Below are 23,314 nucleotides of genomic sequence, written 5' to 3' on the forward strand. Positions count from 1 at the left end.
TGGGTCCCATGGGCATCTACGAGGCCATCCAGGCCACGATCAAGGAGGCGATGAAGGCCCGGGACGAACGGACCCTGGCCTTCGCCCGGGTGGTCAAGGCGGAGCTGGACCGCAAGGGCGACGGGAAGCCCCTCCCCGACGAGGAGGCGGTGAAGGTGCTGAAGGCCCTCAAGGAGATCGCCCTGGAGCAGGGCAACGCCTTTGAAGCGGAGTTTCTGGACCGCTTCCTGCCCAAGGAGATGTCCGAGGAGGAGCTGGAGGCCTGGATCCGGGAGCACGTGGACCTCTCCCAGTTCAAAAACCCCCTTGCGGCCATCGGGGTGGTCACCAAGGCCCTGGGGCCCAAGGCCCCGGGGGAGAAGGTGCGCAAGGTCATCGAGCGCCTCACGCGATGAGCCCCTGGGAGCGCATCCTCCTAGAGGAGATCCTCTCCGAGCCCGTCCGCCTGGTGAAGGAACGGGTGCGGACCCACACGGGCCGGGAGCTCACCTACGTCTACCGCCCGGGCCCCGTGGCCGCAAGCTTCGTCCTCCCCGTAACGGAGAGGGGCACGGCCCTCCTCGTCCGCCAGTACCGCCACCCCACGGGCAAGTTCCTCCTGGAGGTTCCGGCGGGGAGGGTGGACGAGGGGGAAACCCCGGAAGAGGCGGCGAGGCGGGAGCTAAGGGAGGAGGTGGGGGCCGAGGCGGAAACCCTCATCCCCCTGCCCTCCTTCCACCCCCAGCCCTCCTTCACGGCGGTGGTCTTCCACCCCTTCCTCGCCCTGAAGGCCCGGGTGGTCGCCCCGGCCACGCTGGAAGAGGGAGAGCTTCTGGAGAGCCTGGAGCTTCCCCTTACCGAGGTCTACGCCCTCCTCGCCAAAGGCGAGATCCAGGACGCCTCCACCGCCCTCACCCTCTTCTACGCGGAACCTCACCTGAAGCGCTTGGGCCTGCTCTAAGTGGCTGCACGTTGATTTCGCAACATGGGTCGCCCGAAATAAGGCTTGGGAAGGTCCTTTTTGGGGCCCCCACCGCGGCGAAAGCCGCGGTGGGGTACTTAATCCCGTACCGCGAAGGGCGCCTTGGGGTCCCTGGGCCGGCGGGGGTATAAAAGCCGAGGCCAGACGCATAAACTCGGGCTAGGACCCGCCTCCTTTCCCCGGTAGACTGGCCTTGTATGAAGCCCAGCGTCCGCACTCCCCTTCCCGGGCCCAAGGCCCGGGCCCTCCTGGAGCGGGGAGAAAAGGTCCTCTCCCCCTCCTACGTGCGCCCTTACCCCTTCGTGCCCGCAAGGGGCCAGGGGGCCTTTTTAGAGGACGTGGACGGCAACCTCTTCCTGGACTTCATGTCCGGCATCGCGGTGAACGCCACGGGCTACGCCCACCCCAAGGTGGTGGAGGCGGTCCGGGCCCAGGCGGAGCGCTTCGCCCACGTCTGCTTCTCCGACTTCACCCACGAGCCCACCCTCTCCCTGGCGGAGCGGCTCGTGGGCAAACTGGGCGGGGGGTACCGGGTCTTCTTCGGCAACTCGGGCACCGAGGGCGTGGAGGCCGCCATCAAGCTCGTCCGCTACCACACCCGGCGCCCCTACCTTTTGGCCTTCACCGGGGCCTTCCACGGCAGAAGCCTCGGCGCCCTCTCCCTCACCGCCAGCAAGAGCGCCTACCGCCAAGGCTTCGCCCCCTTCCTTCCCGGCGTGGTCCACCTTCCCTTCCCCAACCCCTTCCGCCCCCCCTTGGGGGCCCGCCCGGAAGAGGTGGGGGATGCGGTGCTGGCGCACCTGGAGCACCTCTTCCAGACGGTCCTCCCGCCCGAGGAGGTGGCCGCTTTGTTCCTCGAGCCCATCCAAGGCGAAGGCGGGTACGTGGTGCCGCCTCCCGGGTTCATCCCCCGGCTGAAGGAGGTTCTGGACCGCTTCGGCATCCTGCTGGTGGCCGACGAGGTCCAAACCGGGGCGGGGCGCACGGGGCGGTTTTTCGCCCTGGAACACGAGGGCGTACAGGCGGACGTGTACATCCTGGCCAAGGGCCTGGCCTCGGGGTACCCCATAAGCGCCGTCCTCTTCCGGGAAGAGCTGGGAAGCTGGCCCCCCGGGGCCCACGGCACCACCTTCGGCGGCCAGGCGGTGGCGGCCGCGGCGGCCCACGCCACCCTTGACCTCTTGGAGGAGGGGCTCCAGGAGAACGCCGCCAGGCTTGGGGAGTTCCTCCTTAGGGAGCTTCGCGCCCTCAAGGACCGCTTCCCCTTCCTGGGGGACGTGAGGGGCCGGGGCCTGATGATCGGCCTGGACTTCGGCGACCCGGACCACCCCCGGCCCGACCTGAGGGACAAGGCGGTGCGCCTCGCCTTTGAGAAAGGGCTCCTCCTCCTCCCCGCCGGGCCCTCCGCCCTCCGCATCGCCCCACCCCTCGTCCTGACCCAGGAGGAGGCCGCCCTTGGGCTTGAGGTCTTGGAGGAGGTCTTCCGCGCCCTCTAAGGCGAGCCCCCCGGCCTCGAGGCCGGGGGGCCTATCTGGTGGAGCGGCGGGGATTTGAACCCCGGACCTCCCGCTTGCAAGGCGGGTGCTCTCCCTCTGAGCTACCGCCCCAGGCCTAGGGGAGTATAGCCCAAGGGAGGGGGTTTCGCAAAGGGGACCCTGGGCCTATAATCGGGAAGGTGCGCCGGACCAGCCCTCGGGCAGGGGAAGGTCCCGCGGGAAAGAGGCCGGCGCGCCTGCACGCCGTCCTAGCGAAGGCGTAGACCTAAGCCCAACCTTCCCCGATGGGAGGAATATGCCCGTAGAGATCACGGTTAAGGAGCTCCTGGAAGCCGGTGTCCACTTCGGCCACGAGAGGAAGCGTTGGAACCCCAAGTTCGCCCGCTACATCTACGCGGAGCGGAACGGCATCCACATCATTGACCTCCAGAAGACCATGGAGGAGCTGGAGCGCACGTTCCGCTTCATTGAGGACCTGGCCATGCGCGGCGGGACGATCCTCTTCGTGGGCACCAAGAAGCAGGCCCAGGACATCGTGCGCATGGAGGCGGAGCGTGCGGGCATGCCCTACGTGAACCAGCGCTGGCTGGGCGGCATGCTCACCAACTTCAAGACCATCTCCCAGCGGGTCCACCGGCTGGAGGAGCTGGAGGCCCTCTTCGCCTCCCCTGAGATTGAGGAGCGCCCCAAGAAGGAGCAGGTCCGGCTGAAGCACGAGCTGGAACGGCTTCAGAAGTACCTCTCCGGCTTCCGCCTTCTGAAGCGCCTCCCCGACGCCATCTTCGTCGTGGACCCAACCAAGGAGGCCATCGCCGTCCGGGAGGCGAGGAAGCTCTTCATCCCCGTGATCGCCCTGGCGGACACGGACTCCGACCCCGACCTGGTGGACTACATCATCCCCGGCAACGACGACGCCATCCGCTCCATCCAGCTCATCCTCTCCCGGGCGGTGGACCTCATCATCCAGGCCCGGGGCGGGGTGGTGGAGCCCTCCCCCTCCTACGCCCTGGTGCAGGAGGCGGAAGCCGCCGAGACGCCTGAGGGCGAAAGCGAGGTGGAAGCATGAGCCAAACGGAACTCATCAAGAAGCTACGCGAGGCCACGGGGGCCGGCATGATGGACGTGAAGCGGGCCCTCGAGGACGCCGGCTGGGACGAGGAGAAGGCGGTCCAGCTCCTCCGGGAGCGGGGGGCCATGAAGGCCGCCAAGAAGGCGGACCGGGAAGCCCGCGAGGGCATCATCGGCCACTACATCCACCACAACCAGCGGGTGGGGGTCCTGGTGGAGCTCAACTGCGAGACGGACTTCGTGGCTCGGAACGAGCTCTTCCAGAACCTGGCCAGGGACCTCGCCATGCACATCGCCATGATGAACCCTCGCTACGTCTCCGCCGAGGAGATCCCCGCCGAGGAGCTGGAAAAAGAGCGGCAGATCTACATCCAGGCTGCCCTGAACGAGGGGAAGCCCCAGCAGATCGCCGAGAAGATCGCCGAAGGCCGCCTCAAGAAGTACCTGGAGGAGGTGGTCCTGCTGGAGCAGCCCTTCGTCAAGGACGACAAGGTCAAGGTGAAGGAGCTCATCCAGCAGGCCATCGCCAAGATCGGCGAGAACATCGTGGTCCGACGCTTCTGCCGCTTTGAGCTGGGGGCGTAAGCCATGAAGGCGCACCGGGGCCCGGCGTTTCGGGGCCCCGGTTTTCCATGAAGCCATGAAGTACAAGCGGGTTCTCCTGAAGCTCTCCGGCGAGTTCCTGACCCGAAACGGCTTCGGCATAGAGCCCGAGGCCACCCAGGCCCTGGCCCGGGAGATCAAGGCCGCCTACGACACCGGGGTCCAGCTCGCCATCGTCATCGGGGCGGGCAACCTCTGGCGGGGCGCCCGCCAGGGGGTGGGGATGGACCGGGCCACCGCCGACTACATCGGCATGCTGGCCACCATCATGAACGCCCTCGCCCTCCAAGACGCCCTGGAATCCCTGGGCGTCCCCACCCGGGTCCAGACCGCCCTCACCATCCCCCAGGTGGCCGAGCCCTACATCCGCCGCAGGGCCCTCCGCCACCTGGAGAAGGAGCGGATCGTGATCTTCGGCGGGGGGACGGGCAACCCCTTCTTCTCCACGGACACCGCCGCCGCCCTCCGCGCCCTGGAGGTAGGGGCCGAGGTGGTCCTCATGGCCAAAAACAAGGTGGACGGGGTCTACTCCGACGACCCCCGCAAGAACCCCGAGGCGGTGCGCTTTGACGAGCTCACCTACCTGGAGGTCCTGAACCGGGGCCTCCAGGTGATGGACACCACCGCCATCACCCTGTGCATGGAGGCGGGGCTTCCCATCGTGGTCTTTGACATCTTCAAACCCGGCGCCCTGGTGGGTATTATCCAGGGGGAAAAAGTGGGCACCCTCATCCACTAGAAAGGAGGCGGTATGACCCTGAAGGAGCTTTACGCGGAAACCCGAAGCCACATGCAAAAGAGCCTCGAGGTCCTGGAGCACAACCTGGCGGGCCTCCGCACCGGCCGCGCCAACCCCGCCCTCCTCTTGCACCTGAAGGTGGAGTACTACGGCACCCACGTCCCCCTGAACCAGATCGCCACCGTAACCGCCCCCGACCCCAGGACCCTGGTGGTCCAGTCCTGGGACCAGAACGCCCTCAAGGCCATAGAGAAGGCCATCCGGGACTCGGACCTGGGCCTGAACCCCAGCAACAAGGGGGACGCCCTCTACATCAACATCCCGCCCCTCACGGAGGAAAGGCGCAAAGACCTGGTGCGGGCGGTGCGGCAGTACGCCGAGGAGGGGCGGGTGGCCATCCGCAACATCCGCCGCGAGGCCTTGGACAAGCTGAAGAAGCTGGCCAAGGAGCTCCACCTCTCCGAGGACGAGACCAAGCGGGCGGAGGCGGAGATCCAGAAGATCACCGACGAGTTCATCGCCAAGGCCGACCAGCTGGCGGAGAAGAAGGAGCAGGAGATCCTGGGCTGACCCCGGCATGCCGCGCTCCCTCTTGCCCAAGGGGGAGGAATGACGGACCACCTCCCCACCCGCGTCTTCTCCGCCCTGGCCGGGGCCCTTCTCCTCCTCCTCGTCCTTTTGGGGGGGATCCCCCTCATCCTCCCCACCCTCCTCTTCGTCCACTGGCTCGGCACCCGGGAGCTCGCGGAGATGCTGGCGAGGAGGGGGATCGCCCTCAACACCCCCCTCCTGCTCGCGGGAGGGGTTTTGGTCTTCCTCTTTTCTTTACCCCAGCTCTACTGGCACTTCCCCCAAGTACCCTGGCGGGAGGTGGCCCTGGGCCTCTTCCTCCTCGCCAGCTTCAGCTACGAGCTCCTCTTCGGGGCCAACCTCCCCCGCTTCGCCTTCGGCCTCATGGCCTTCCTCTACCTGCCCTGGAGCCTGGGGTACGTCCTCCTCCTCAGGGAGACCCCGGACGCGGCCATGGGCCTTTGGACCCTCACCTTGCCCTTGGTGGCGAGCTTCGCCACGGACATCGGCGCCTACTTCATAGGGCGGGCCTTCGGTAGGCGGAAGCTCGCCCCGGAGATCAGCCCGGGCAAGACCGTGGAGGGTTCCTTAGGGGGCATCGCGGTGAGCTTCCTCGCCCTGGTGGTCTACACTGGGCTCGTGCGCGAGGTCTTCCCCTTCGGGCTTTTGGAGCTTTGGCTTTTCAGCCTCCTCCTCTCCCTGGGGGCTCAGCTTGGGGATCTCGCCGAGTCCATGCTGAAGCGCTTCGCCGGGGTGAAGGACTCAGGGAGCTTCCTCCCCGGGCACGGCGGTCTTCTGGACCGGATAGACAGCCTCCTCTTCGCCTTCCCCCTCACGTACTTCCTGGTGGTGCTCTTCACATGAAGCGGGTCGTCGTCCTCGGATCCACGGGTTCCATCGGCCAGCAGGCCCTCGAGGTCTGCCGCCTGAGGGGTTACGAGGTGGTGGGCCTTGCCGCCGGGAAAAACCTCGAGGCCCTCTCCCGGCAGATCGCCCTCTGGAAGCCCCGCCTGGTGGCGGCGGAGGAGAGCCTCCACAAGGAGCTCAAGGCCCGCTTCCCCGGGCTTAGGCTCGCCACGGCCGAGGAGGTGGCCGCCCTGGAGGCGGAGGTGGCCGTGGCCGCCATCCCGGGCCTCGCCGGGCTTTCCCCCACCCGGGTGGCGGTGCGAACGGGAAAGCGGGTGGCCCTCGCCAACAAGGAGGCCATGGTGGCGGCGGGGCCCCTCCTTTGGCGGGAGGCGGAGGCCCACGGGGCCGAGATCCTCCCCGTGGACTCGGAGCACTCCGCCCTCTTCCAGGCCCTCCTCGGGGAGAGGCGGGAGGACGTGGCCGAGCTCATCCTCACGGCGAGCGGGGGGCCTTTCCTTAAGGAGCCCGCGGACCTCGCCCAGGTGACCCCGGAGATGGCCCTCCGCCACCCCCGCTGGCGGATGGGCCCCAAGGTCACCGTGGACTCCGCCACCCTCTTCAACAAGGGCCTCGAGGTCCTGGAGGCCAAGGAGCTCTTCCGCTTCCCCCTGGAAAGGATCAAGGTCCTCATCCATCCCCAGGCCTACGTCCACGGCCTGGTGCGCTTCCTGGACGGGAGCCTCAAGGCCCAGCTCGGCCCCACGGACATGCGCCTTTTCATCCAGTACGCCCTCACCTACCCCGAGCGGGCGGAAACCCCCCTGAAGGACCTCCCCGTCCCCGGGGTGCTGGAGTTTCTGGAACCCGACCTCAAGCGCTTTCCCGCCCTCGCCGTGGCCTACGAGGCGGGAAGGCGGGGAGGCTTGGCCCAGGTGGCCGTCTCCGCCGCCGACGAGGTGGCGGTGGAGGCCTTCCTCCAGGGGAGGATCCCCTTCCCCCGCATCCCCGAGATCCTGGCCCGGGTGCTGGAAGCCACCCCCGCAGAGCCTCTAACATGGGAGAGCCTCTTCGCCGTGGACGCCTGGGCCCGGGAGGAGGCCAAGAGGTGGGCATGAGCTTGTTCTGGTTTCTGGTCATCATCGGCGTCAGCGTCTTCGTCCACGAGCTCGGCCACTACCTGGCGGCGAGGCTTCAGGGGGTGCGGGTCAAGGCCTTTAGCCTCGGCTTCGGCCCGGTCCTTTGGCGCAAGGAGGCCTGGGGGACGGAGTGGCGGCTTTCCGCCATCCCCCTAGGGGGGTACGCCGACATCGAGGGCCTCCTCCCCGAGGAAAAGGGGAGGGGGTACGACGCCCTCCCCTTCCTGGGGAAGCTCCTCGTCCTGGTGGCAGGGGTGGCCATGAACGTCCTCCTCGCCTGGGGCCTCCTCGCCTACCTCTTCAGCGCCCAGGGGGTGCCCGAGGCCACGGGCCGGGCGGTGATCCTCGAGGTCCTGCCGGGGAGCGTGGCCGAGGAGGCGGGGCTCAAACCGGGGGACATCCTCCTCGCCGTGGACGGGAAGCCTTTGGAAAGGCCCCAGGAGATTGAGCGGCTCAAGACCCCAGGCGCCCACACCCTGGCCGTGCTCCGCCAAGGGGAGGAGGTGGCCCTCTCCCTCACGTGGGAGGAAGGGGCGGAGCGCCTGGGGGTGGTCTACCAGCCGGAGGTGGCCTACCGCAGGGTGGGCTTCCTGGAGGGGCTCGGCCTCGCCGCGGGGCGGACCCTCGCCTTCGGGCCCGCCCTCGTCCGGGCCCTGGTGGGGGGGCTTCTCGGCGTCCTCGCGGGGGACCCCAATAGCGGCGTCCTCGGCCCCGTGGGCATCCTGGCGGAGACGGGGCGGGCGGCCCAGGAGGGGCTTTTCCGCCTGGTGGAGCTCGCCGCCGCCATCAACCTCTCCCTCGCCCTCTTCAACCTCCTCCCCATCCCCGCCTTGGACGGCGGCCGCATCCTCCTCCTCTTCCTCGGCCGCTTCCTCCGCCTCCGGCCCGAGCAGGAGGCCACCGTCCACTACCTGGGCTTCCTCTTCCTCCTTCTCCTTCTCCTCCTGGTCACCTTCCAGGACCTGAGGCGGCTTCTCGGAGGGTGAGGTGGCGGAGGCCACGGTCCTGATCCCCGCCTTCAACGAGGAGGCCACCGTGGGCCGGGTGGTGCAGGTGGCCCGGGAGGCGGGGTTTCCCGTGGTGGTGGCGGACGACGGCTCCAAGGACGAAACCGCCCGAAGGGCCCTGGAGGCCGGGGCCGAGGTGGTGCGGCTAAAGGAAAACCGGGGGAAGGGCGGGGCCATCGCCGAGGGGCTCAAGGCGGTGCGGACCCCCTTCGTCCTCCTCCTGGACGCCGACCTCCTAGGCCTCCGCCCGGAACACCTCTTCGCCCTCCTTAAGCCCCTCAAGGAGGGAGAGGCCCGGATGGCCGTGGGGGTCTTCCGGGGGGGGCGGGCCTCCACGGACCTGGCCATGCGCCTCACCCCCTTTCTCTCGGGCCAAAGGGCCCTCCGCCTGGAGGACCTGAGGAACGTGCCCGGCCTGGAAAGGGCCCGCTACGACCTGGAGCTCCTCCTCACCCGGCACGCCAAGCGGGCAGGCTGGCCCGTGGTGTACGTGCCCATGGAGGGGGTGAGCCAGGTGATGAAGGAGGAGAAGCGGGGGGTTCTCGCCGGGCTCGGCCACCGGCTCCGCATGTACTGGGAGATCCTGCGCTACCGGCTCAGGGCGCGCTGAAGCGGACGAGGCCCACGAAGCCCTCCCCCGCCTGGAAGGCCACCACGCCGAGGCCGGGGACGAGGTAGAGGAGCTTCACGTCGGCTCCGCCCCGTTCCGTGGTGAAGGCCACCCGCAGGCGGTAGGCGTTGAAGCGCCCCGCGGGCACCCGAACCCCCTCCACCCCCTCCACCCGGACCGCCAGGGCCACCCGCTGCTCCTGGAAGCGGGCGCTCCCCGACCAGAAAGCGCCCGGGACAAGCCTCTTCGGGTAGAGGAGCAAGGGCGGGGCGAAGGGGAAGAACCCCTCGGGAAGCGCGACCCCTTCCAAGTAGATCCCCTCCGCGCCGAAGCGGAGCCGGTCCTCGCGGAAGACCTTCCCGTCCCGCCGGTAGGCGAGGCGGTACCCCCCTGCCACCGCCTCGAGCGCCTGGACCGTGCCGTCGCTGTAGACGTAAAGCCCCCCCTCAGGGGGGAGGATCTGGGCCCAGGCCAGGCCGAGGAAGAGGCCCAGGGCGAAAAGCCGCGCCGCCACCCCCACACCCTTCTTCCCCCCTTTGTTCGCCCTCCTGCCGCCCAAAATCCCCACCCAAGCCTTCTGCCGGGACCCCCATGCGGGCTTGCCGGCATCACTCCGACTCGCCGAGCTCGTGCCCCCTACGGGTGGCGGCCTCCACCGCCTCGTAAAAGGCCGCCCGCACCGCCCGGGCCTCGAGGGCGTGGAGGCCGTGGATGGTGGTGCCCCCGGGGCTCGCCACCTCGTCCTTGACCTGGGCGGGGTGCCTGCCCTTGAGAAGCTCCCCCGTGGCCGCCAAGGCGTCCGCGGCGAGGCGGAGGGCCAGGGCCCGAGGCATGCCCATCTTCACCCCCGCGTCGGCCAAGGCCTCGGCCACCAGGGCCAAATAGGCGGGGGCCGAGGCAGACATGCCGGTGAAGGCGTCAAAGAGGGGCTCGGGGATCTCGTACACGTCCCCCACCGTGGCGAAAAGGGCCCGGGCGAACTCCAGGTCCCCTGCCTCCCGCGCCTCCTTTAGGGCGGTGAGGGCGGTGGAGCTCTCCCCGATGATCACCGCCAGGTTGGGCATGGCCCGGACCACGCGGCGGTTGTCCAGCCTGCGGGCGAGGACCGAGGTGGAAATCCCCGCCATGATGGAGATGTAGCCCAGGCGGTGGTGGGCGATCTCCGGGGCCAGGGCGGGAAAGTCCCGAGGCTGGACCGCGATCAGGACGCGCTCGGCCATGCCCAGGTCCGCCCGCGTCAAGGGGCGGACGCCGAAAGGCTCGGCGAGCTCCCGGCTCCGCTCGGGCGTCCGCCCCAAGACCCCCACCTCCTCCGGGCGCAAGAAGCCCCGCTCTAAAGCCCCCTTGAGGAGGCTCCGGCCCATCTTGCCGAGACCCACGAAGGCCAGCCTCATGCCTGAGAGTTTACCTTCCGCAGCTTGGCGTAGTAGAAGCCGTCCAGCCCTCCCCTCGGGTCCACGTAGACCCCAAGCCCCCGGGCGAGGACGGGGAAGGGGGGGTGGACGGGCTCGGGGCGGAACTCGGGGTGGCGCGCAAGGAAGGCCCGCACCACCCCTTCCCCCTCCTCCTCCGTCAGGGAGCAGACGCTGTAGACGAGCACCCCCCCTTCCTCCGTGGCCTGGGCCGCCGTCTCCAGGAGCTGGAGCTGGAGGGCGGCCATGCGGGCAGGGTCCTCGGGGCTTAAGCGGTAGCGGAGCTCGGGGTGGGCGCGGAAGGTGCCGGTCCCGGTGCAGGGGGCGTCCAGGAGGACCTTCTTCGCCCGCTCGGGCACGGGCCGGGTCAGGTCCTGGGTGCGGTAGTGGACCCAAAGGCCAAGCCGCCGCGCCGTCCTCGCCCCCGCCTCCTGCCGCCTGGGGTTAAGGTCGTAGGAGACCACCTCCGCCCCCTGGGCGGCAAGGTAGAAGGCCTTGAGTCCGGCCCCCCCGCAGAGGTCCAGCACCTTCTCCCCGGGCTTAGGCTCCAAGAGGGCCGCGGCGAAGAGGGAAGCGGGGTTTTGTGGCTGGAGGCCGAGGGCGGAAAAGTCGGTCTTGGGGCCTTCCCAAAGGTAACTCCCGGGGACGGGGCCGGGCCTTAGGTCCACCTCCCGGTAGGCGGTGACGAAGAGGGGGGCGGGCTCGTTGAAGCCCTCGGCGAAGGCCACGTCCCCGAAGAAGCCCCGCCAGGCCTCGCAGAGCCAGTCGGGGAGGGAAAGGCGCACGCACTCCGGGGCCTCCCTAGGGGCAAGCCGCCGCAAAACGGCGTTCACCAGCCCGGCGAGGCCCGAATAGCGGCGTTTCGCCTCCTCCACCCAAGGGCTCACCCGGGCGTGGTCCGGCTTGCCGAGAAGCCACTCCAGGGCCCCCAGGCGGAGGATCCAGCGCACCTCGGAGGGCAGGCCCTCGGGCCGGGGCAAGAGGGGGGCGAGGAGGTGGTCCAGAAGGCGGAGGCGGCGGAGGGCCCCGTAGACCAGGAAGGTGGCGTAGGCCCGGTCCCGCTCGGGCCAGGGGGCCCGCCTCAAGGCGCGGTCCAGAAGAAGCTGGGCCCGCCCTCCCCGATCCACCTCGAGGAGGACGGCCACCGCCAGGGCTCGAGGCGTCCCGGCCCTCAAGTTTCCAGGGGGTGGGCCTTGATGCTGAACTTCAGGGCGGTCCGCTCCTCGTTCTCCAGCTCCAGCTTGACGAAGGCGGGCTTCACCACCAGGTCCAGGTTGTCGGGGGCGATGTAGCCCCGGGCGATGGCGATGGCCTTCACCGCCTGGTTCACCGCCTGGGGCCCGATGGCCTGGACCTCCACCTCGCCCTTGGTGCGGAGAAGCGCCGCGATGGCGCCGGCCACGGAGTTGGGGCGGGACTTGGAAGAAACGCGCAGCGTTTCCACTTTGACCTCCTATGAGCTCCCGGCCACCCTCAAAGCCTTTTGGGGCGGCTCAGGTCCATCCTAGAGCAGAGGCCCTCCCGGTTCAAGAGGAAGCGGCCAGGACCCGCTCCTCCAGCCCCTTGAGGAGGCTTTCCACGTTCTCCTGCATGAGCTTCTGCACGAGCTTCCGCAGCAGTCCGCCGAAGATGGGGATGGTGAGCTCGTAGGTGAGGGTGAGGACCACCCGGGTCCCCTCCCCTTCCGGGAGGAAGACCCAGGTGCCCTCGTAGCGGTCAAAGTCCCCCTCGGGGGAGAAGAAGCGGTTCCTCAGGTTCTCGTCGTCCCACTCCTCCTCCTCCAGCCAGCGGACCTTCTTCCCCATGGCCACCGCCACCCACCGGCTCCTCGTGCGGGCGCCTTCCCGGGCCACCACCTCGAGGCTCTCCACCTCCTTCAGGTAGGGCTTGAGCCCCTCCAGGTCCTTGGCAAGCCGGTAAACCCGCTCGGGCGGGGCCGGGATGTAGCGCTCGGCGCGTACCTCGGGCATGGCCTACTTATACCCTTCCTCCTCCTCCTGGGCAAGCCGCCAGGCCTCCAGGGCCACCCCCAGGGGAAAGCCCCGCCCCTCGAGGAAGCGGACCGCCCGGGCCTTGTCTTCCCGGTGGCGGTAGCGGCGGAGGACCGCCAAGGCCTCCTCCACCCGGGCCTCGGGCAGGACCTCCTCCACCACCTCCTCCGGCACCCCCCGGGCGAGGAGAAGGGCCCTAAGCTTCCTCGGGCCGTACCGCCGGGCCCGGGTCTCCACGAAGGCGCGGGCGTAGGCCCGGTCGTCCAGGTAGCCCATGGCCTCCAGGCGCCCGAGGGCCGCCTCGGCCTCCGCCTCGCCGAAGCGGGCGGCAAGCTTCGCCTTTAGGGCCGCCCGGCTGTACCCCTTGCGGGCGAGAAGGCGGAGGGCGTACGCCAAAGCCTCGCTCCCCATGGGATAATCTTAGGGCCATGCGCGTCTACGCCATCGCCGACCCCCACCTCTCCCGGGTCCACCCCAAGCCCATGACCGTCTTCGGAGCGGGCTGGGAGGGGCACCCGGAAGCCTTCTTCCGGGGGTGGCGGGAGGTGGTGGGCGAGGAGGACCTGGTGGTGGTCCCCGGGGACATCTCCTGGGCCATGCGCCTTTCCGAGGCGATCCCGGACCTCTTGGACCTCGCCCGCCTGCCCGGGAGGAAGGTCCTCCTCAAGGGCAACCACGACTACTGGTGGCCCTCCATCAGCCGCCTCCGGGCCGCCCTGCCCCCGGGGATGTACGCCCTCCAAAACGACGCCCTGGTGGTGGACGGGGTGGCGGTGGCTGGGACGCGGGGCTGGCAGTACCCGCCCCAGACCCCGGAGGACGAGAAGGTCTTCGCCCGGGAGGTGGAGCGCCTGAAGCTCTCCCTGAAGGCCCTCGAGGGCAAGCCCCACCGCCACCTGGTGGTGGCCTTCCACTTTCCCCCCTTCGGGCCAAGCGGGGAGGCCTCGCCCCTCCTGGAGCTCGCCGCCGGGGCCCACCCTCAGGCCATCGTCTACGGCCACCTCCACGGGGCCGACCCCGCCAAGCTGCCGCAAAGCTACCGGGGCATCCCCCTCCACCTGGTGGCGGCGGACGCCCTCCGCTTCCGGCCCAAGCTGGTTCTGGAAGCAGACTGAGGTTATACTAAGTACATGCTTTGGCGACCCGTGGGGCACGGGGTGGAGGCCCTCTATCTGGCCACGCCCCTGGGACGGCGGGTGGGGTACGGGGTCTACGTGTACCGCTACCGGGGGCTCCTGGTGGACACGGGCCCCCCTAAGGCCCGCCCCTTCGCCCCCGAGGCCGAGGCCGCCCTCCTCACCCACGCCCACGAGGACCACGCCGGGGGGGCCTCCCGGCTTGGCCTCCCCGTCTACGGAAGCGCCCTGACGGCCGCCCTGGTCGCCGCCCCCAAGCCCCTCCGCCTCTACCGCCGCCTGGTCTGGGGAAGCCCCCGCCCCGCACGGGTGGAGGTGGCCGAGCGGGTGGGCCCCCTCCACCTCCTCCCCACCCCGGGCCACGCCCCCGACCACGTGGCCCTCTACGACCCCGAGGCCGGTCTTTTCTTCGGGGGGGACCTCTTCCTGGGGGTGCGGGCGAGCCTCGCCACCCCGGGGTTTGACCTCCAGGCCCTCCTCCAAAGCCTCCGGGAGATCCTCGCCCTAAAGCCCCGCGCCTTCTTCTGCGCCCACGCGGGACCCCTCCAAGCCCCCCTGGAGGCCCTTCAGGCCAAGCTGGACTTCCTGGAGGGGAAGCGGGAGGAGGCCCTCCGCCTCAAGGCCCGAGGCCTCACCCCCAAAGAGGTCCTCCGGCGCCTCTTCGGGGGGGAAAGCCCCTTGGCCCTCCTCTCCGGCGGGGAGATGAGCCGCCTCGCCTTCGTGGAGGCCCTTATGATGGAGCCATGATCACCGCCTTCGTCCTCGTTCGGGCCCGGGGGAACCGCGTCCAAGCCCTGGGGGAGGCCATCGCCGAGCTACCCCAGGTGGCCGAGGTCTACTCGGTGACGGGGCCCTACGACCTCGTGGCCCTGGTGCGCCTGAAGGACGTGGAGGAGCTGGACGACGTGGTGACCCAGGGGATCCTCTCCCTGGAAGGGGTGGAGCGGACGGAAACCCTCCTGGCCTTCCGCGCCTACCCCAGGCGGCTTTTGGACCAAGGCTTCGCCCTGGGGCAGGAGTGAAGTCCCCCTTCCTCCTCCTCCTCGCCCTCCAGGGGGGGCTCCTCCTCGTGGGCGGGGGCGGGATGCTCTGGCTTGGCCTCCCCCTCGCCCGGGAAGCGGGCGGGGCGGGGTTTGGGGCTTTGGTCCTCCTCCTCGCCCTCCAGGGCCTCGAGGCCCTCTTCCGCCGCCTCTTCCCCGCCTCCTTCCGCGAGGCCGAGGCCCTGCACCGCGACCTCGCCCTGGCCCTTAGGCGCTCGGGGGCAAGGCCCCCTTTTCTCCTCGCCCTCGCCCTCGCCGCCGCCTTGGGGGAGGAGGTCTTCTTCCGGGGGTTTCTCCAAAGCCTCCTCGTGGCGTGGCTCGGGGGCCTCGGCCTCCTGGTCCAGGCCCTCCTCTTCGCCCTCCTCCACCCCGCCCCCTTGCGGGCCTACGCCTACCCCCTCTACACCGCCTTGGCGGGCCTCCTCTTTGGCCTCGCCTACCTCTTCACGGGAAGCCTCGTCCCGGGCGTCCTCGCCCACTTCCTCCACAACGCCAAGGGCTTCTACGGGCTCTGGCGGGAGCTCTAGCAAAAACCTTCCCCAAAGTCAAGAGGAAAGGCCCCTGAGCTCTCATCACTTTCCTCCCCCCAGTTCCTGAAGCAACCTGACCAGCTCCTCCACCACTGCTTCCCTCCAAGGCGGGGGCCCCTGGGCCAGGGCGATCCGGCCCAGACGGAAGAGGCTTTGCCGCTCGGGATGGGCCAGAAGCCGGGGAAGCCATTCCCTGCCCTGCAAGCGCGCCCCCAGAAGGACCAAGAGCGCCATCCCCAAGGCCAGAAGCCATAACCACCCCCTGAGGCTCGCCCCCGTCCGCAGCCGATGGCGGTCCAGCCCAAACCCCTGCCCCTTCAGGTCCCTAAACCCCTCTTCAATCCACATCCGCCACCCATAGGGCGGCTCCCCCCCAAAAGGGCCCGAATAGGCCAGATACCAGGGATCCCGACCCCCTGGGTACACCAGGAGGGTGACTTCTACCCCCTCCCCACCGTGTCCGAAAAGGCGGACCTCCTCCCGCAGGGGGTGGACCACACGCCGGTAGCCCTCCTTCAGGGGAAGGCGCTTCCCCCCTTGGGGTTCCACCTCCCGGTTCTGCCGCAGGCGGATGAGGAAGCCCATGCCCCACCCCTGGAGCTTTCGCATCAGGGAGACCCGGTCAAAGCCGCGGTCCAGGAGGAAGAGGGGGGTATATCCCAGGTCCTGGACGGCGCGGCCCAGGCGGTGGAGGAACTCCTCCTCCACCCGGTTTTGACTGGGGAAAGGGGAGAGGGGGTGAAGAGCGAAGGCCACCACCAGGGCCCTTCCCTTGAGGGGAAGGGCGGCCACCAGGGCTTGGTGCCTACCGTCCTCTGTGAAGGTCCAGTCCACGATGAGGGGGAGGGGGCGGTCTTTGGGGAAACGAGGGACGAGGAGGGGGAGGAGGGCTTCGGTGAGGGCCCAGGGGTCTTGCAGGGTGGGGTGATGGAGGAAGCGCCAGAGGCGATTGAGGCGGCTTTGGGCCAGGGTGGGGAGGGGGGTTCTGCGGGCGAGGTCGGAGAGGGTGGGGTCCAGGGGGGTAGTGAGGAGGGTGGACAGGAAGAGGGCGAGGTTGGAGCGGATGGTTTTCCTGAGGGAGGCGAAGACCTTATGGACCCAGAGGGTGATAACTTGGGAAAGGGGGGTGGTGGGCGGCACACCTTACTTACCCCCCTCTTCTCTTCCCTTGTCAAGCCCCAGCCCTCAAAGTGATGAGAGCTCAGTTGAGGAACGGATTGACATCCCCGAGTCCCGCAAGGACGACTTCCGCCGCGAGATCATGAACTACATCGGGGCTTTGGCCCTGGAGGGGAGGCCCTTCACCTACAAGGACAACGACCGCCTGCGCCGCGCCCTGGAGCTCAAGCTCTTTGACGACCAGAAGGACACCATAAGGCTCTCCGCCTTGGTCTCGGGGGTGGTGGACCCGGAGACCCAGGCCAAGATTGACGTGGTCAAGGCCCGGCTCATCCGGGACTACGGCTACTGCGAGCACTGCGCCAGCGGCGTCCTGGAGTTCGCCGCCTCCCTCTTCGCCCGGAGCTAGGATGCCCGAGGGGATCCTGCCCATTGAGCGCGACCTCCTCCGCTTCAAGGAGATCGTGCGGGGGGAGGTGAAGAAGCGCGTGCGGGAGTTCCTCACCCGGGAGGAGCTCTTCGGCCAGGTGGAAGGCCGCCTCGTCTCCATCCCCCTGCCCCAGCTGGAGATCCCCAAGATCGTCCACGGGGAGCCCCTAGGGGAAGGCCTGGGCCTCGGGGGGCCCGGGGAGGAGGCCTTGGGCCCGGGGGGGCACATCCCGGTGGCCGAGCTGGAGCTGGAGGAGTTCTTGGACCTCGTGGGGGAGGCCCTGAGGCTTCCCCGCCTGGTGCCCAAGGGGACGGGGGAGGTCACGGAGGAGGCCTTCCGCCACACCACCATCGCCCGCAAGGGGCCAAGGGGCCTCCGCCACGTGCGCCGCACCCTCAAGGAGAGCCTGAAGAGGGCCCTGCAAAGCGGGGAGTACCGCCCCGAAGACCCCCTTCTCGTCCCCGAGCGGGAGGACCTGCGCTACAAGGCCCCGAGGCGAAAGCCCATCCCCCACGCCCAGGCGGTGGTCCTCTTCGCCCTGGACGTCTCCGGGAGCATGCGGGAGGAGGAGCTTAGGCTCGTCAAGACCCTCTCCTTCTGGATCACCCTCTGGATCAAGCGGCACTTTCCCAGGCTGGAAAGGCGCTACCTCCTCCACGACGCCGAGGCCTGGGAGGTCCCCGAGGAGGAGTTCTTCAAGGCCCGGGAGGGCGGGGGAACGCGGATCTCCAGCGCCCTCCTCCTGGCGGAGGAGATCCTCAAGGCCTACCCCGAGGCCTTCTACAACCGCTACCTCTACCACTTCTCCGACGGGGAAAACTGGCAGGGGGACACGCCCTTGGCCCTCGAGGCCCTGAAGCGCCTCCTCCCCTCCCTCGCCCTCTACGGGTACGCCCAGGTGGAGGGCCCCTACGGCCAGGGGCACTTCCTGGAGGAGGTGCGGGAGGCCCTGGGAGGGAGGGAGGGGGTCGCCCTCGCCGCGGTGCGGGGCCGGGGGGACCTGCCCGTGGCCTTGAGGCGGCTTCTCGGAGGTTGAAATGGAGCGGGAACTCGCCCACTGGGTGGAGCGCCTCAGGGAGCGGGCGGAGGCCGAGGGGCTTTCCTTTCCCCCCGTGGCCTTCCAGGAGGTGGGCCCCGAGGAGATGGCCATGCTCGCCGCCTACGGGGGCTTTCCCCGCCGCTACCCCCACTGGCGGTGGGGAAGCGAGTACCTGCGCTACCGGGAGACCTACCGCTACGGCCTCGCCCGCATCTACGAGCTCGTGGTGAACACCGTCCCCGTGCAGGCCTACCTCCTCAGGGGCAACACCCTCCTGGCCCAGAAGGTGGTCATCGCCCACGTCTACGCCCACGCCGACTTCTTCCAGAACAACCTCGCCTTCAAGCCCATCCCCAAGGACATGCTCGCGGAGATGGCCCACCACGCCGCCTACGTGGAGCGGGCCATGGAGCGGCACGGGGCGAGGAGCGTGGAGGAGTTCTTAGACCTCGCCCTTTCCCTGGAAAACCTCATTGACCCCCACGCTCCTTACATCCAGAGGCCCGCCCAGAAAGAGGAGGAGGCCCCCAAACGCCTCCCCGTGCGCCCCTACCTGGACCCCTACGTGAACCCGCCCCCCGCCTTCCCCAAGGAGGCAGAGGAGGGGGCAAGCCCCGAGCCCCTCCCCCCGAGGCCCACCCGGGACATCCTGGGCTTCCTGGCCCAGTACGCCCCCCTCGCCCCCTGGCAGAAGGGGATCCTGGAGATCGTCCGGGAGGAGAGCCTCTACTTCGCCCCCCAGGCCGCCACCAAGATCCTGAACGAGGGTTGGGCCACCTACTGGCACACCAAGCTCCTCCTCCCCCTCCTCACCCCGGAGGAGGCCCTGGAGTTCGCCGAGATGCAGGCAAACCTCCTCGCCCCCCACGGCCTGAACCCCTACCGCCTGGGCTACCACCTCCTTAAGGAGGTGGAGGAGCGGTGGGACAAGGGGCGCTTCGGCCCCGAGTACGAGGCCTTGCCCCTGGGGGAAAGGCTCCGCTACGAGCGGCCCACGGGGGAAGGCCGGAAGAAGCTCTTCCAGGTGCGCACCGTCTACACCGACCTCAACTTCCTGGAGGAGTTCCTCACCCCGGAGTTCGCCCTAAGGTGGGGCCTCTTTTCCCTCGAGGACCTGCCCCGCTTCGCAGAGGCCAAAAAGGCCCTCCTCTTCCGCCTCACCAACCTGGGCTACCCCATCGTGGAGCTCGTGGACGCCAACTACCAAAACCGCGGGGAACTTCTCCTCGCCCACGCCTACGAGGGGGTGGAGCTGGACCTGAGGAAGACCAAGGCGGTGCTGGAAAACCTCCACCGCCTCTGGGGCAGGCCCGTGCACCTCAAAACGGTGGTGGGCGGGAAGGAAACCCTTCTCTCCGCCCCCTAGCGGAGGACCCGGAGGTAGCCGAGGAGGAGGGCCTCGGAAAGCTCCCCCAGGTGCCGGGCCACGAGCCGCCCCTCCCGGTCAAAGAAGAAGGTGGTGGGAAGCCCCTGGACGCCCAAGGCCTGGGCAAGCCGGGTCTCGGGGTCCAGAAGAACCCACTCGGGAGAAAGGCCCCTTTCCTCCAAAAAGTTCTTCACCACCAGGGGGCCTTCCCCCTGGCTTACAAAGGCGAAGCGCACCTCCGGGTTCTCCTGGGCGAGGCGCACCATCATGGGAAGCTCCCTGCGGCAGGGCGGGCACCAGGTGGCCCAGGCGTTGAGGACCACCGGCTTTCCGCGGAAGCTTTCCAGGTTCACCTGCGTCCCGCCCAGGGTGGTGAGGGTAATGGCGGGAAGCCGGACCTCCCCCGCCCTTTCCTGGCGGGTGAAGAGGACCCCCACCACAAGCCCCGCCACCAGGGCCGCCCCCAAGGCGTAGCGCCAAAGGTGCTTGGGTAAGGTCATGAGCGTGTACCCTCCTCCGGCCAGAATACCCCACCAGGGGTCAAACCCTCCTTGCCAGACGTAAAGGACCGAAAGGGGGTCCCTGGCGTAGACGGAAGCGTTCTCCAGCACAAAGCCGAGCCTAGCCCCCAAAAGCCCCACCAGGATGGCCCCCTGGGCCCAGGGAGAAAGCCTCCGGTCCACCCGGCGGGCAAGGAGCTCCGCCACCCCCACCAGGGCGAGGAGGGCCAAGGCCACCTGCACCCTCACCCAGGGGATGGCCAGGGGGCCCACCTGAAGGGCGTCCATCACCGGACCAGGGGATACCCCGCCCGCGCTATGGCCAGCACCCCGCCCTCCACGTTGTAGAGGTTCGTGTAGCCCTTCCGCGCCAGGTACTCCGCCGCCATTCGGCTCCGGTTGCCGCTACGGCAGTAGAGGTAGACGGGCCGGTCCTTGGGGATCCGGTCCGCCCACCGGTCCACCTCCTCCACGGGAAGGTTAATGGCCCCGGGGACGTGGCCCTGGGCGAACTCCTCCGGGGTCCTCACGTCCACCACCACCGCCCCGGCGGCCAAGGCCTGGTAGAGCTCCTCGGGACCCACGTTCTTGTAGCCCCCCTTGGGGCCGCAGGCGGCGAGGAAGAGGAGGAGGGCGAGGGTCAACGAGGCCGCCTTGATCGGCGAAGCGACCCTGGGGCCGAAGAGGGCGCGGCGGGTCATGCTAGGCCTTCACCCCCACGGCCTTCCGGATGGCCTGGAGGAACTGGGAGAGGGGCTGGGCCCCGAGGACGCGCTCCTTGCCGTGGTTGATGACGGTGTCCGGCACGCCGTGGATGTGGTAGCGGTCGGAGAGGGCGGGGAACTCGTTGGCCTCAATCATCTCGCCCCACACCTTGGGGGAGGCGTAGGCCAGGCGGTGGGCGGTGCGCACCGCCTGCGGGCAGTAGGGGCAGGTGGGGGTGACGAAGACCTGGAGGACCACCTCCTCGGGGAGGTCGTTGAGCTCCCGGACCACGTTCTCGGGGAGGCCGTGCCCGTCCCGGCCCAGCATCTCAATGTCCTCCAGGAGGCTTGCGAACTCGTAGCCCGCGGGGATTCCCCGGTAGCGGAGGTTGATGGCCTCCGAGCCCTTCTCGCGAAGGATAAGGGTGGGCGCGGCCTCCACCTTGTAGGCCTCGGCCTTCTCCTTCCCCTCGGGGGTGGCCAGGTCGTAAACCACCAGGTGGAGCTTGTCGGAGAGGGCGGAAAGCTCCTCCAAAAGCTGCTTCGTCTCCTTGCAGTAGAGGCAGGGCTCCTTCCCCGGGACGATCAAGGTAGAGGAGTCGGTGAAGAGGACCATCTCCACGTCCCGGGTGAGGTTGGCAAGCCTTTCCCGCACGATCTCTTGTTCTTTAGGTCCCAAAAGCGCCATGTTCACCTCCGGAATACCCCGGTAGGGGTACGTCCAGGCCCTGACTATATCAGATGAAGAGCCCCGAGGAAAGAGCGCACTTTCACGTTCCCGCGGCTTGACACCATTACCCCCCATGGGTATACTTGCCCCCGAGGAGGGGCAAAGGTCCCTCACCGGAGGTGAAGCCATGATCTTTCGCCAGATCTACGAGGAAGGCCTCGCGCAGATGAGCTACCTCCTGGGCTGCGCCGCCACCGGGGAGGCCTTGGTGGTGGACCCCAGGCGGGACGTGGACGTGTACCTGGAGCTCGCCCAGTCCCTGGGCCTCCGCATCACGGCCATCGCCGAGACCCACATCCACGCCGACTACCTCTCGGGGGCGAGGGAGCTCGCCCGGGTCACGGGGGCCACCCTGTACCTCTCCGACGAGGGGGACGAGAACTGGAAGTACAAGGGCCTGGAAGGCTTCCCCCACGTCCTCCTCAAGGACGGGGACGAGTTTAGGGTGGGGAACATCCGCGTCCGGGCGGTCCACACCCCGGGCCACACCCCCGAGCACCTCTCCTTCCTGGTGGCGGACGGGGCGGTGACGGAGGAGCCCCTCCTCTTCCTCACCGGGGACTTCGTCTTCGTGGGGGACGTGGGCCGGCCGGACCTTTTGGAAGAGGCGGCGGGGATCAAGGGCACGGCGGAGCCTGGGGCGAGGCGGATGTTCCGTAGCCTCAAGGAAAAGTTCCTCACCCTTCCCGACCACGTCCAGGTCTGGCCCGGCCACGGGGCGGGCTCCGCCTGCGGCAAGGCCCTTGGGGCCCTTCCCGCCACCACCGTGGGGTACGAGCGCCGCCACGCCTGGTGGGCGGATTACCTGGAGCGGGACGACGAGGAGGGCTTCGTGAAGGCCCTCCTCCAAGGCCAGCCCGAGGCCCCCACCTACTTCAAGGAGATGAAGCGGCTGAACCGGGACGGGATGGCCATCCTGGGCGGCCTTCCCCACCCGGGCCGCCTCACCCCGGCCCAGTTTGAGCGCTGGCTGAAGGAGGGGGCCATCCTCGTGGACACCCGGGACAAGTTCGCCTTCGCCGGCGGGCACCTCCCGGGGAGCATCAACATCCCCGCGGGGAAGAACTTCTCCACCTGGGCGGGCTGGCTCCTCCCCTACGACCGCCCCCTCGTCCTCCTCGCCCGCCCCGAGGAGGTGGAGGCCCTCACCCGGGCCCTCGTCCGCATCGGCCTGGACGAGGTGGTGGGGTACATCCCGGGCCTGGAGGGCTACGCCCAAGGGGAGCTGGAAACCGTCCCCCAGATCTCCGTCAAGGAGGCCAAGGAGCTCTGGGAGAAGGGGAAGGCCTTCGTCCTGGACGTGCGCGGTCGGGACGAGTACCTCGCGGGGCACATCCCCGGGGCCCTGAACATCCACGCGGGCCGCATCCTCGCCCACCTGGACCGGCTTCCCAAGGATAAGCCCCTCATCGTCCACTGCGTGGGCGGGGACCGCTCCAGCACCGCCATCAGCGCCCTCCTGGCCCACGGCTTCAGGAACGCCCTGAACCTCACCGGGGGGATCAAGGCCTGGCGGGAGGCGGGCTTCCCCGTGGTGCAGGGCGAGGAACTGGTGCAGGCCTAAGCGAACCCACCCCGGCCTAGGCCGGGGTGGGCCGCCCAAACCCCAAGGAGGTTTTCCATGTACGAGACCCAGGTGCACGAACTTTCCCCCGAAGAGGCCAAGCGGCTTTACGACCAAGGGGTACCCTTCTTTGACGTGCGCGAGGTGGAGGAGTACGCCCAAGCCCGGATCCCCGGGGCGCGGCTCCTCCCCCTTTCCGAGTTCATGGCCCGCTACGGGGAGATCCCCAAGGGCACCCCGGTGGTCCTCTACTGCCGCACGGGCAACCGCTCCTGGCAGGCGGCGGCCTGGCTCAGCGCCCAGGGCTACCGGGTGTACAACCTCGAGGGCGGCATCGTCCGCTGGTACCGGGCGGGCCTCCCCGTGGACACCACGCCCATGGAAGCGGCCTACAGGGCCACGCCCTACCAAGAGGTGGGGCCGGAGGAGGCGAAGGCCCTCCTGGAAGAGGCCTTCGTGGTGGACGTGCGGGAGGCGTGGGAGTACGGGGAGGGCCATATCCCGGGCGCCGTGAACATCCCCCTCTCCGCCCTGCCCCAGAGGCTTTCCGAGCTTCCCAAGGACAGGCCCATCCTCCTCGTGTGCAACTCGGGGAACCGCTCGGGCGTGGCGGCGGAGTTCCTCGTGGCCCAGGGGTTTAACGGGGAAAGGGTCTACAACCTCGAGAGGGGCACCTACGCCTGGGCGTCCCGAGGCCTCCCCCTAGAGCGGTAA

Annotated in this window: 29 protein-coding genes, 1 tRNA gene and 1 pseudogene; 20 read left to right on the forward strand and 11 right to left on the reverse strand. The window is 69.0% G+C overall.

Annotation, left to right across the window (positions count from 1 at the left end):
- The first annotated feature begins 8 nt into the window (after nt 1–8).
- From TthTMY_RS06615 to TthTMY_RS06625, 3 genes are all read left to right on the forward strand, one after another.
- Nucleotides 9–395: a GatB/YqeY domain-containing protein gene (locus tag TthTMY_RS06615; RefSeq protein ID WP_011172957.1), complete on the forward strand. Its 387-nt coding sequence runs from the start codon at nt 9–11 to the stop codon at nt 393–395.
- On the forward strand, nt 392–940 hold the full coding sequence (locus TthTMY_RS06620) for an NUDIX domain-containing protein (RefSeq protein ID WP_096410707.1): 549 nt from the start codon (nt 392–394) through the stop codon (nt 938–940). The genes TthTMY_RS06615 and TthTMY_RS06620 overlap by 4 nt, the downstream gene beginning before the upstream one ends.
- A gap of 218 nt (nt 941–1,158) precedes the next feature.
- A complete protein-coding gene (locus TthTMY_RS06625) occupies nt 1,159–2,457 on the forward strand; it encodes an acetyl ornithine aminotransferase family protein (protein WP_096410708.1) in 1,299 nt (432 codons plus the stop codon).
- A gap of 36 nt (nt 2,458–2,493) precedes the next feature.
- On the opposite strand, the gene TthTMY_RS06630 is transcribed toward TthTMY_RS06625, so the two are convergent.
- Nucleotides 2,494–2,568 (reverse strand) — tRNA-Ala (locus TthTMY_RS06630).
- A gap of 184 nt (nt 2,569–2,752) precedes the next feature.
- Here TthTMY_RS06630 and rpsB point away from each other — a divergent pair.
- From rpsB to TthTMY_RS06670, 8 genes are read left to right on the forward strand one after another with little or no spacing between them, the layout of a single operon-like run.
- Complete coding sequence (gene rpsB / locus TthTMY_RS06635; RefSeq protein ID WP_096410709.1) at nt 2,753–3,523, forward strand: 30S ribosomal protein S2; 771 nt, start codon at nt 2,753–2,755, stop codon at nt 3,521–3,523.
- Nucleotides 3,520–4,110, forward strand: coding sequence for a translation elongation factor Ts (tsf, locus tag TthTMY_RS06640; RefSeq protein WP_096410710.1), 591 nt, complete (start codon nt 3,520–3,522; stop codon nt 4,108–4,110). The genes rpsB and tsf overlap by 4 nt, the downstream gene beginning before the upstream one ends.
- A gap of 55 nt (nt 4,111–4,165) precedes the next feature.
- Nucleotides 4,166–4,867 (forward strand): UMP kinase, encoded by a 702-nt coding sequence (gene pyrH, locus TthTMY_RS06645; RefSeq protein ID WP_096410711.1) that lies wholly within the window; start codon nt 4,166–4,168, stop codon nt 4,865–4,867.
- A 12-nt stretch (nt 4,868–4,879) separates the two neighbouring features.
- Complete coding sequence (gene frr, locus TthTMY_RS06650) at nt 4,880–5,437, forward strand: ribosome recycling factor (protein ID WP_096410712.1); 558 nt, start codon at nt 4,880–4,882, stop codon at nt 5,435–5,437.
- Nucleotides 5,438–5,476: 39 nt separating this feature from the next.
- Nucleotides 5,477–6,301, forward strand: coding sequence for a phosphatidate cytidylyltransferase (locus tag TthTMY_RS06655; RefSeq protein ID WP_014629719.1), 825 nt, complete (start codon nt 5,477–5,479; stop codon nt 6,299–6,301).
- Entirely contained in the window at nt 6,298–7,401 is a 1,104-nt protein-coding gene (gene dxr / locus TthTMY_RS06660) for a 1-deoxy-D-xylulose-5-phosphate reductoisomerase (RefSeq protein WP_096410713.1), read from the forward strand. The genes TthTMY_RS06655 and dxr overlap by 4 nt, the downstream gene beginning before the upstream one ends.
- Nucleotides 7,398–8,408 (forward strand): M50 family metallopeptidase, encoded by a 1,011-nt coding sequence (locus tag TthTMY_RS06665; protein ID WP_096410714.1) that lies wholly within the window; start codon nt 7,398–7,400, stop codon nt 8,406–8,408. Before dxr ends, TthTMY_RS06665 begins: the two co-directional genes overlap by 4 nt.
- 1 nt (nt 8,409) lies before the next feature.
- Nucleotides 8,410–9,039, forward strand: a complete 630-nt coding sequence (locus TthTMY_RS06670; RefSeq protein WP_096410715.1) for a glycosyltransferase family 2 protein — start codon at nt 8,410–8,412, stop codon at nt 9,037–9,039.
- On the opposite strand, the gene TthTMY_RS06675 is transcribed toward TthTMY_RS06670, so the two are convergent.
- The 6 genes from TthTMY_RS06675 to recX form a co-directional block, all read right to left on the reverse strand.
- A complete protein-coding gene (locus TthTMY_RS06675; RefSeq protein WP_172844624.1) occupies nt 9,026–9,559 on the reverse strand; it encodes a hypothetical protein in 534 nt (177 codons plus the stop codon). The genes TthTMY_RS06670 and TthTMY_RS06675 overlap by 14 nt on opposite strands.
- 88 nt (nt 9,560–9,647) lie before the next feature.
- Complete coding sequence (gene proC / locus TthTMY_RS06680) at nt 9,648–10,433, reverse strand: pyrroline-5-carboxylate reductase (protein ID WP_096410717.1); 786 nt, start codon at nt 10,431–10,433, stop codon at nt 9,648–9,650.
- Complete coding sequence (locus TthTMY_RS06685; RefSeq protein WP_223903107.1) at nt 10,430–11,626, reverse strand: RsmB/NOP family class I SAM-dependent RNA methyltransferase; 1,197 nt, start codon at nt 11,624–11,626, stop codon at nt 10,430–10,432. Before TthTMY_RS06685 ends, proC begins: the two co-directional genes overlap by 4 nt.
- The gene (locus TthTMY_RS06690; RefSeq protein ID WP_008630673.1) at nt 11,623–11,895 is read right to left on the reverse strand and encodes a stage V sporulation protein S; all 273 of its coding nucleotides are present in this window, start codon (nt 11,893–11,895) and stop codon (nt 11,623–11,625) included. Before TthTMY_RS06690 ends, TthTMY_RS06685 begins: the two co-directional genes overlap by 4 nt.
- 82 nt (nt 11,896–11,977) lie before the next feature.
- Nucleotides 11,978–12,421 (reverse strand): type II toxin-antitoxin system RatA family toxin, encoded by a 444-nt coding sequence (locus TthTMY_RS06695; RefSeq protein ID WP_011172943.1) that lies wholly within the window; start codon nt 12,419–12,421, stop codon nt 11,978–11,980.
- A 3-nt stretch (nt 12,422–12,424) separates the two neighbouring features.
- The gene (recX, locus tag TthTMY_RS06700) at nt 12,425–12,853 is read right to left on the reverse strand and encodes a recombination regulator RecX (RefSeq protein ID WP_223903108.1); all 429 of its coding nucleotides are present in this window, start codon (nt 12,851–12,853) and stop codon (nt 12,425–12,427) included.
- Between the two features lie 17 nt (nt 12,854–12,870).
- Here recX and TthTMY_RS06705 point away from each other — a divergent pair, with 17 nt between their 5' ends.
- Genes TthTMY_RS06705 through TthTMY_RS06720 form a run of 4 tightly spaced genes read left to right on the forward strand, consistent with a single transcriptional unit; the run spans nt 12,871 to nt 15,145 of the window.
- Entirely contained in the window at nt 12,871–13,557 is a 687-nt protein-coding gene (locus TthTMY_RS06705; RefSeq protein WP_096410718.1) for a metallophosphoesterase, read from the forward strand.
- 15 nt (nt 13,558–13,572) lie between these two features.
- Nucleotides 13,573–14,325, forward strand: coding sequence for an MBL fold metallo-hydrolase (locus TthTMY_RS06710; RefSeq protein WP_223903109.1), 753 nt, complete (start codon nt 13,573–13,575; stop codon nt 14,323–14,325).
- Nucleotides 14,322–14,600: an Lrp/AsnC family transcriptional regulator gene (locus TthTMY_RS06715; RefSeq protein ID WP_096410719.1), complete on the forward strand. Its 279-nt coding sequence runs from the start codon at nt 14,322–14,324 to the stop codon at nt 14,598–14,600. Before TthTMY_RS06710 ends, TthTMY_RS06715 begins: the two co-directional genes overlap by 4 nt.
- The gene (locus tag TthTMY_RS06720; protein WP_096410720.1) at nt 14,597–15,145 is read left to right on the forward strand and encodes a CPBP family intramembrane glutamic endopeptidase; all 549 of its coding nucleotides are present in this window, start codon (nt 14,597–14,599) and stop codon (nt 15,143–15,145) included. Before TthTMY_RS06715 ends, TthTMY_RS06720 begins: the two co-directional genes overlap by 4 nt.
- A 45-nt stretch (nt 15,146–15,190) precedes the next feature.
- Here the strand turns inward: TthTMY_RS06720 and TthTMY_RS06725 are convergent, their stop codons facing one another.
- On the reverse strand, nt 15,191–16,288 hold the full coding sequence (locus TthTMY_RS06725) for an IS4 family transposase (protein WP_096410480.1): 1,098 nt from the start codon (nt 16,286–16,288) through the stop codon (nt 15,191–15,193).
- Between the two features lie 61 nt (nt 16,289–16,349).
- Here TthTMY_RS06725 and TthTMY_RS06730 point away from each other — a divergent pair.
- The 3 genes and pseudogenes from TthTMY_RS06730 to TthTMY_RS06740 all read left to right on the forward strand — a co-directional run.
- Nucleotides 16,350–16,676: pseudogene (locus tag TthTMY_RS06730) on the forward strand (serine protein kinase); the annotation flags it as partial.
- A 1-nt stretch (nt 16,677) separates the two neighbouring features.
- A complete protein-coding gene (locus TthTMY_RS06735) occupies nt 16,678–17,733 on the forward strand; it encodes a DUF444 family protein (RefSeq protein WP_096410721.1) in 1,056 nt (351 codons plus the stop codon).
- A gap of 1 nt (nt 17,734) precedes the next feature.
- A complete protein-coding gene (locus tag TthTMY_RS06740) occupies nt 17,735–19,102 on the forward strand; it encodes a SpoVR family protein (RefSeq protein ID WP_223903110.1) in 1,368 nt (455 codons plus the stop codon).
- On the opposite strand, the gene TthTMY_RS06745 is transcribed toward TthTMY_RS06740, so the two are convergent.
- Genes TthTMY_RS06745 through pdo form a run of 3 tightly spaced genes read right to left on the reverse strand, consistent with a single transcriptional unit; the run spans nt 19,099 to nt 20,994 of the window.
- Nucleotides 19,099–19,890 (reverse strand): TlpA disulfide reductase family protein, encoded by a 792-nt coding sequence (locus TthTMY_RS06745; RefSeq protein WP_096410722.1) that lies wholly within the window; start codon nt 19,888–19,890, stop codon nt 19,099–19,101. The genes TthTMY_RS06740 and TthTMY_RS06745 overlap by 4 nt on opposite strands.
- Entirely contained in the window at nt 19,890–20,303 is a 414-nt protein-coding gene (locus TthTMY_RS06750; protein ID WP_096410723.1) for a rhodanese-like domain-containing protein, read from the reverse strand. The genes TthTMY_RS06745 and TthTMY_RS06750 overlap by 1 nt, the downstream gene beginning before the upstream one ends.
- A 1-nt stretch (nt 20,304) precedes the next feature.
- Entirely contained in the window at nt 20,305–20,994 is a 690-nt protein-coding gene (gene pdo, locus TthTMY_RS06755) for a protein disulfide oxidoreductase (protein ID WP_096410724.1), read from the reverse strand.
- A gap of 169 nt (nt 20,995–21,163) precedes the next feature.
- Here pdo and TthTMY_RS06760 point away from each other — a divergent pair, with 169 nt between their 5' ends.
- Nucleotides 21,164–22,600 carry an MBL fold metallo-hydrolase gene (locus tag TthTMY_RS06760; protein ID WP_096410725.1) on the forward strand — a complete coding sequence of 479 codons (1,437 nt, stop codon included), beginning with the start codon at nt 21,164–21,166 and terminating at the stop codon, nt 22,598–22,600.
- Between the two features lie 57 nt (nt 22,601–22,657).
- Nucleotides 22,658–23,314, forward strand: a complete 657-nt coding sequence (locus tag TthTMY_RS06765) for a rhodanese-like domain-containing protein (protein ID WP_096410726.1) — start codon at nt 22,658–22,660, stop codon at nt 23,312–23,314.

It is taken from the genome of Thermus thermophilus, assembly GCF_019974155.1.
Lineage (GTDB): Bacteria > Deinococcota > Deinococci > Deinococcales > Thermaceae > Thermus > Thermus thermophilus_C.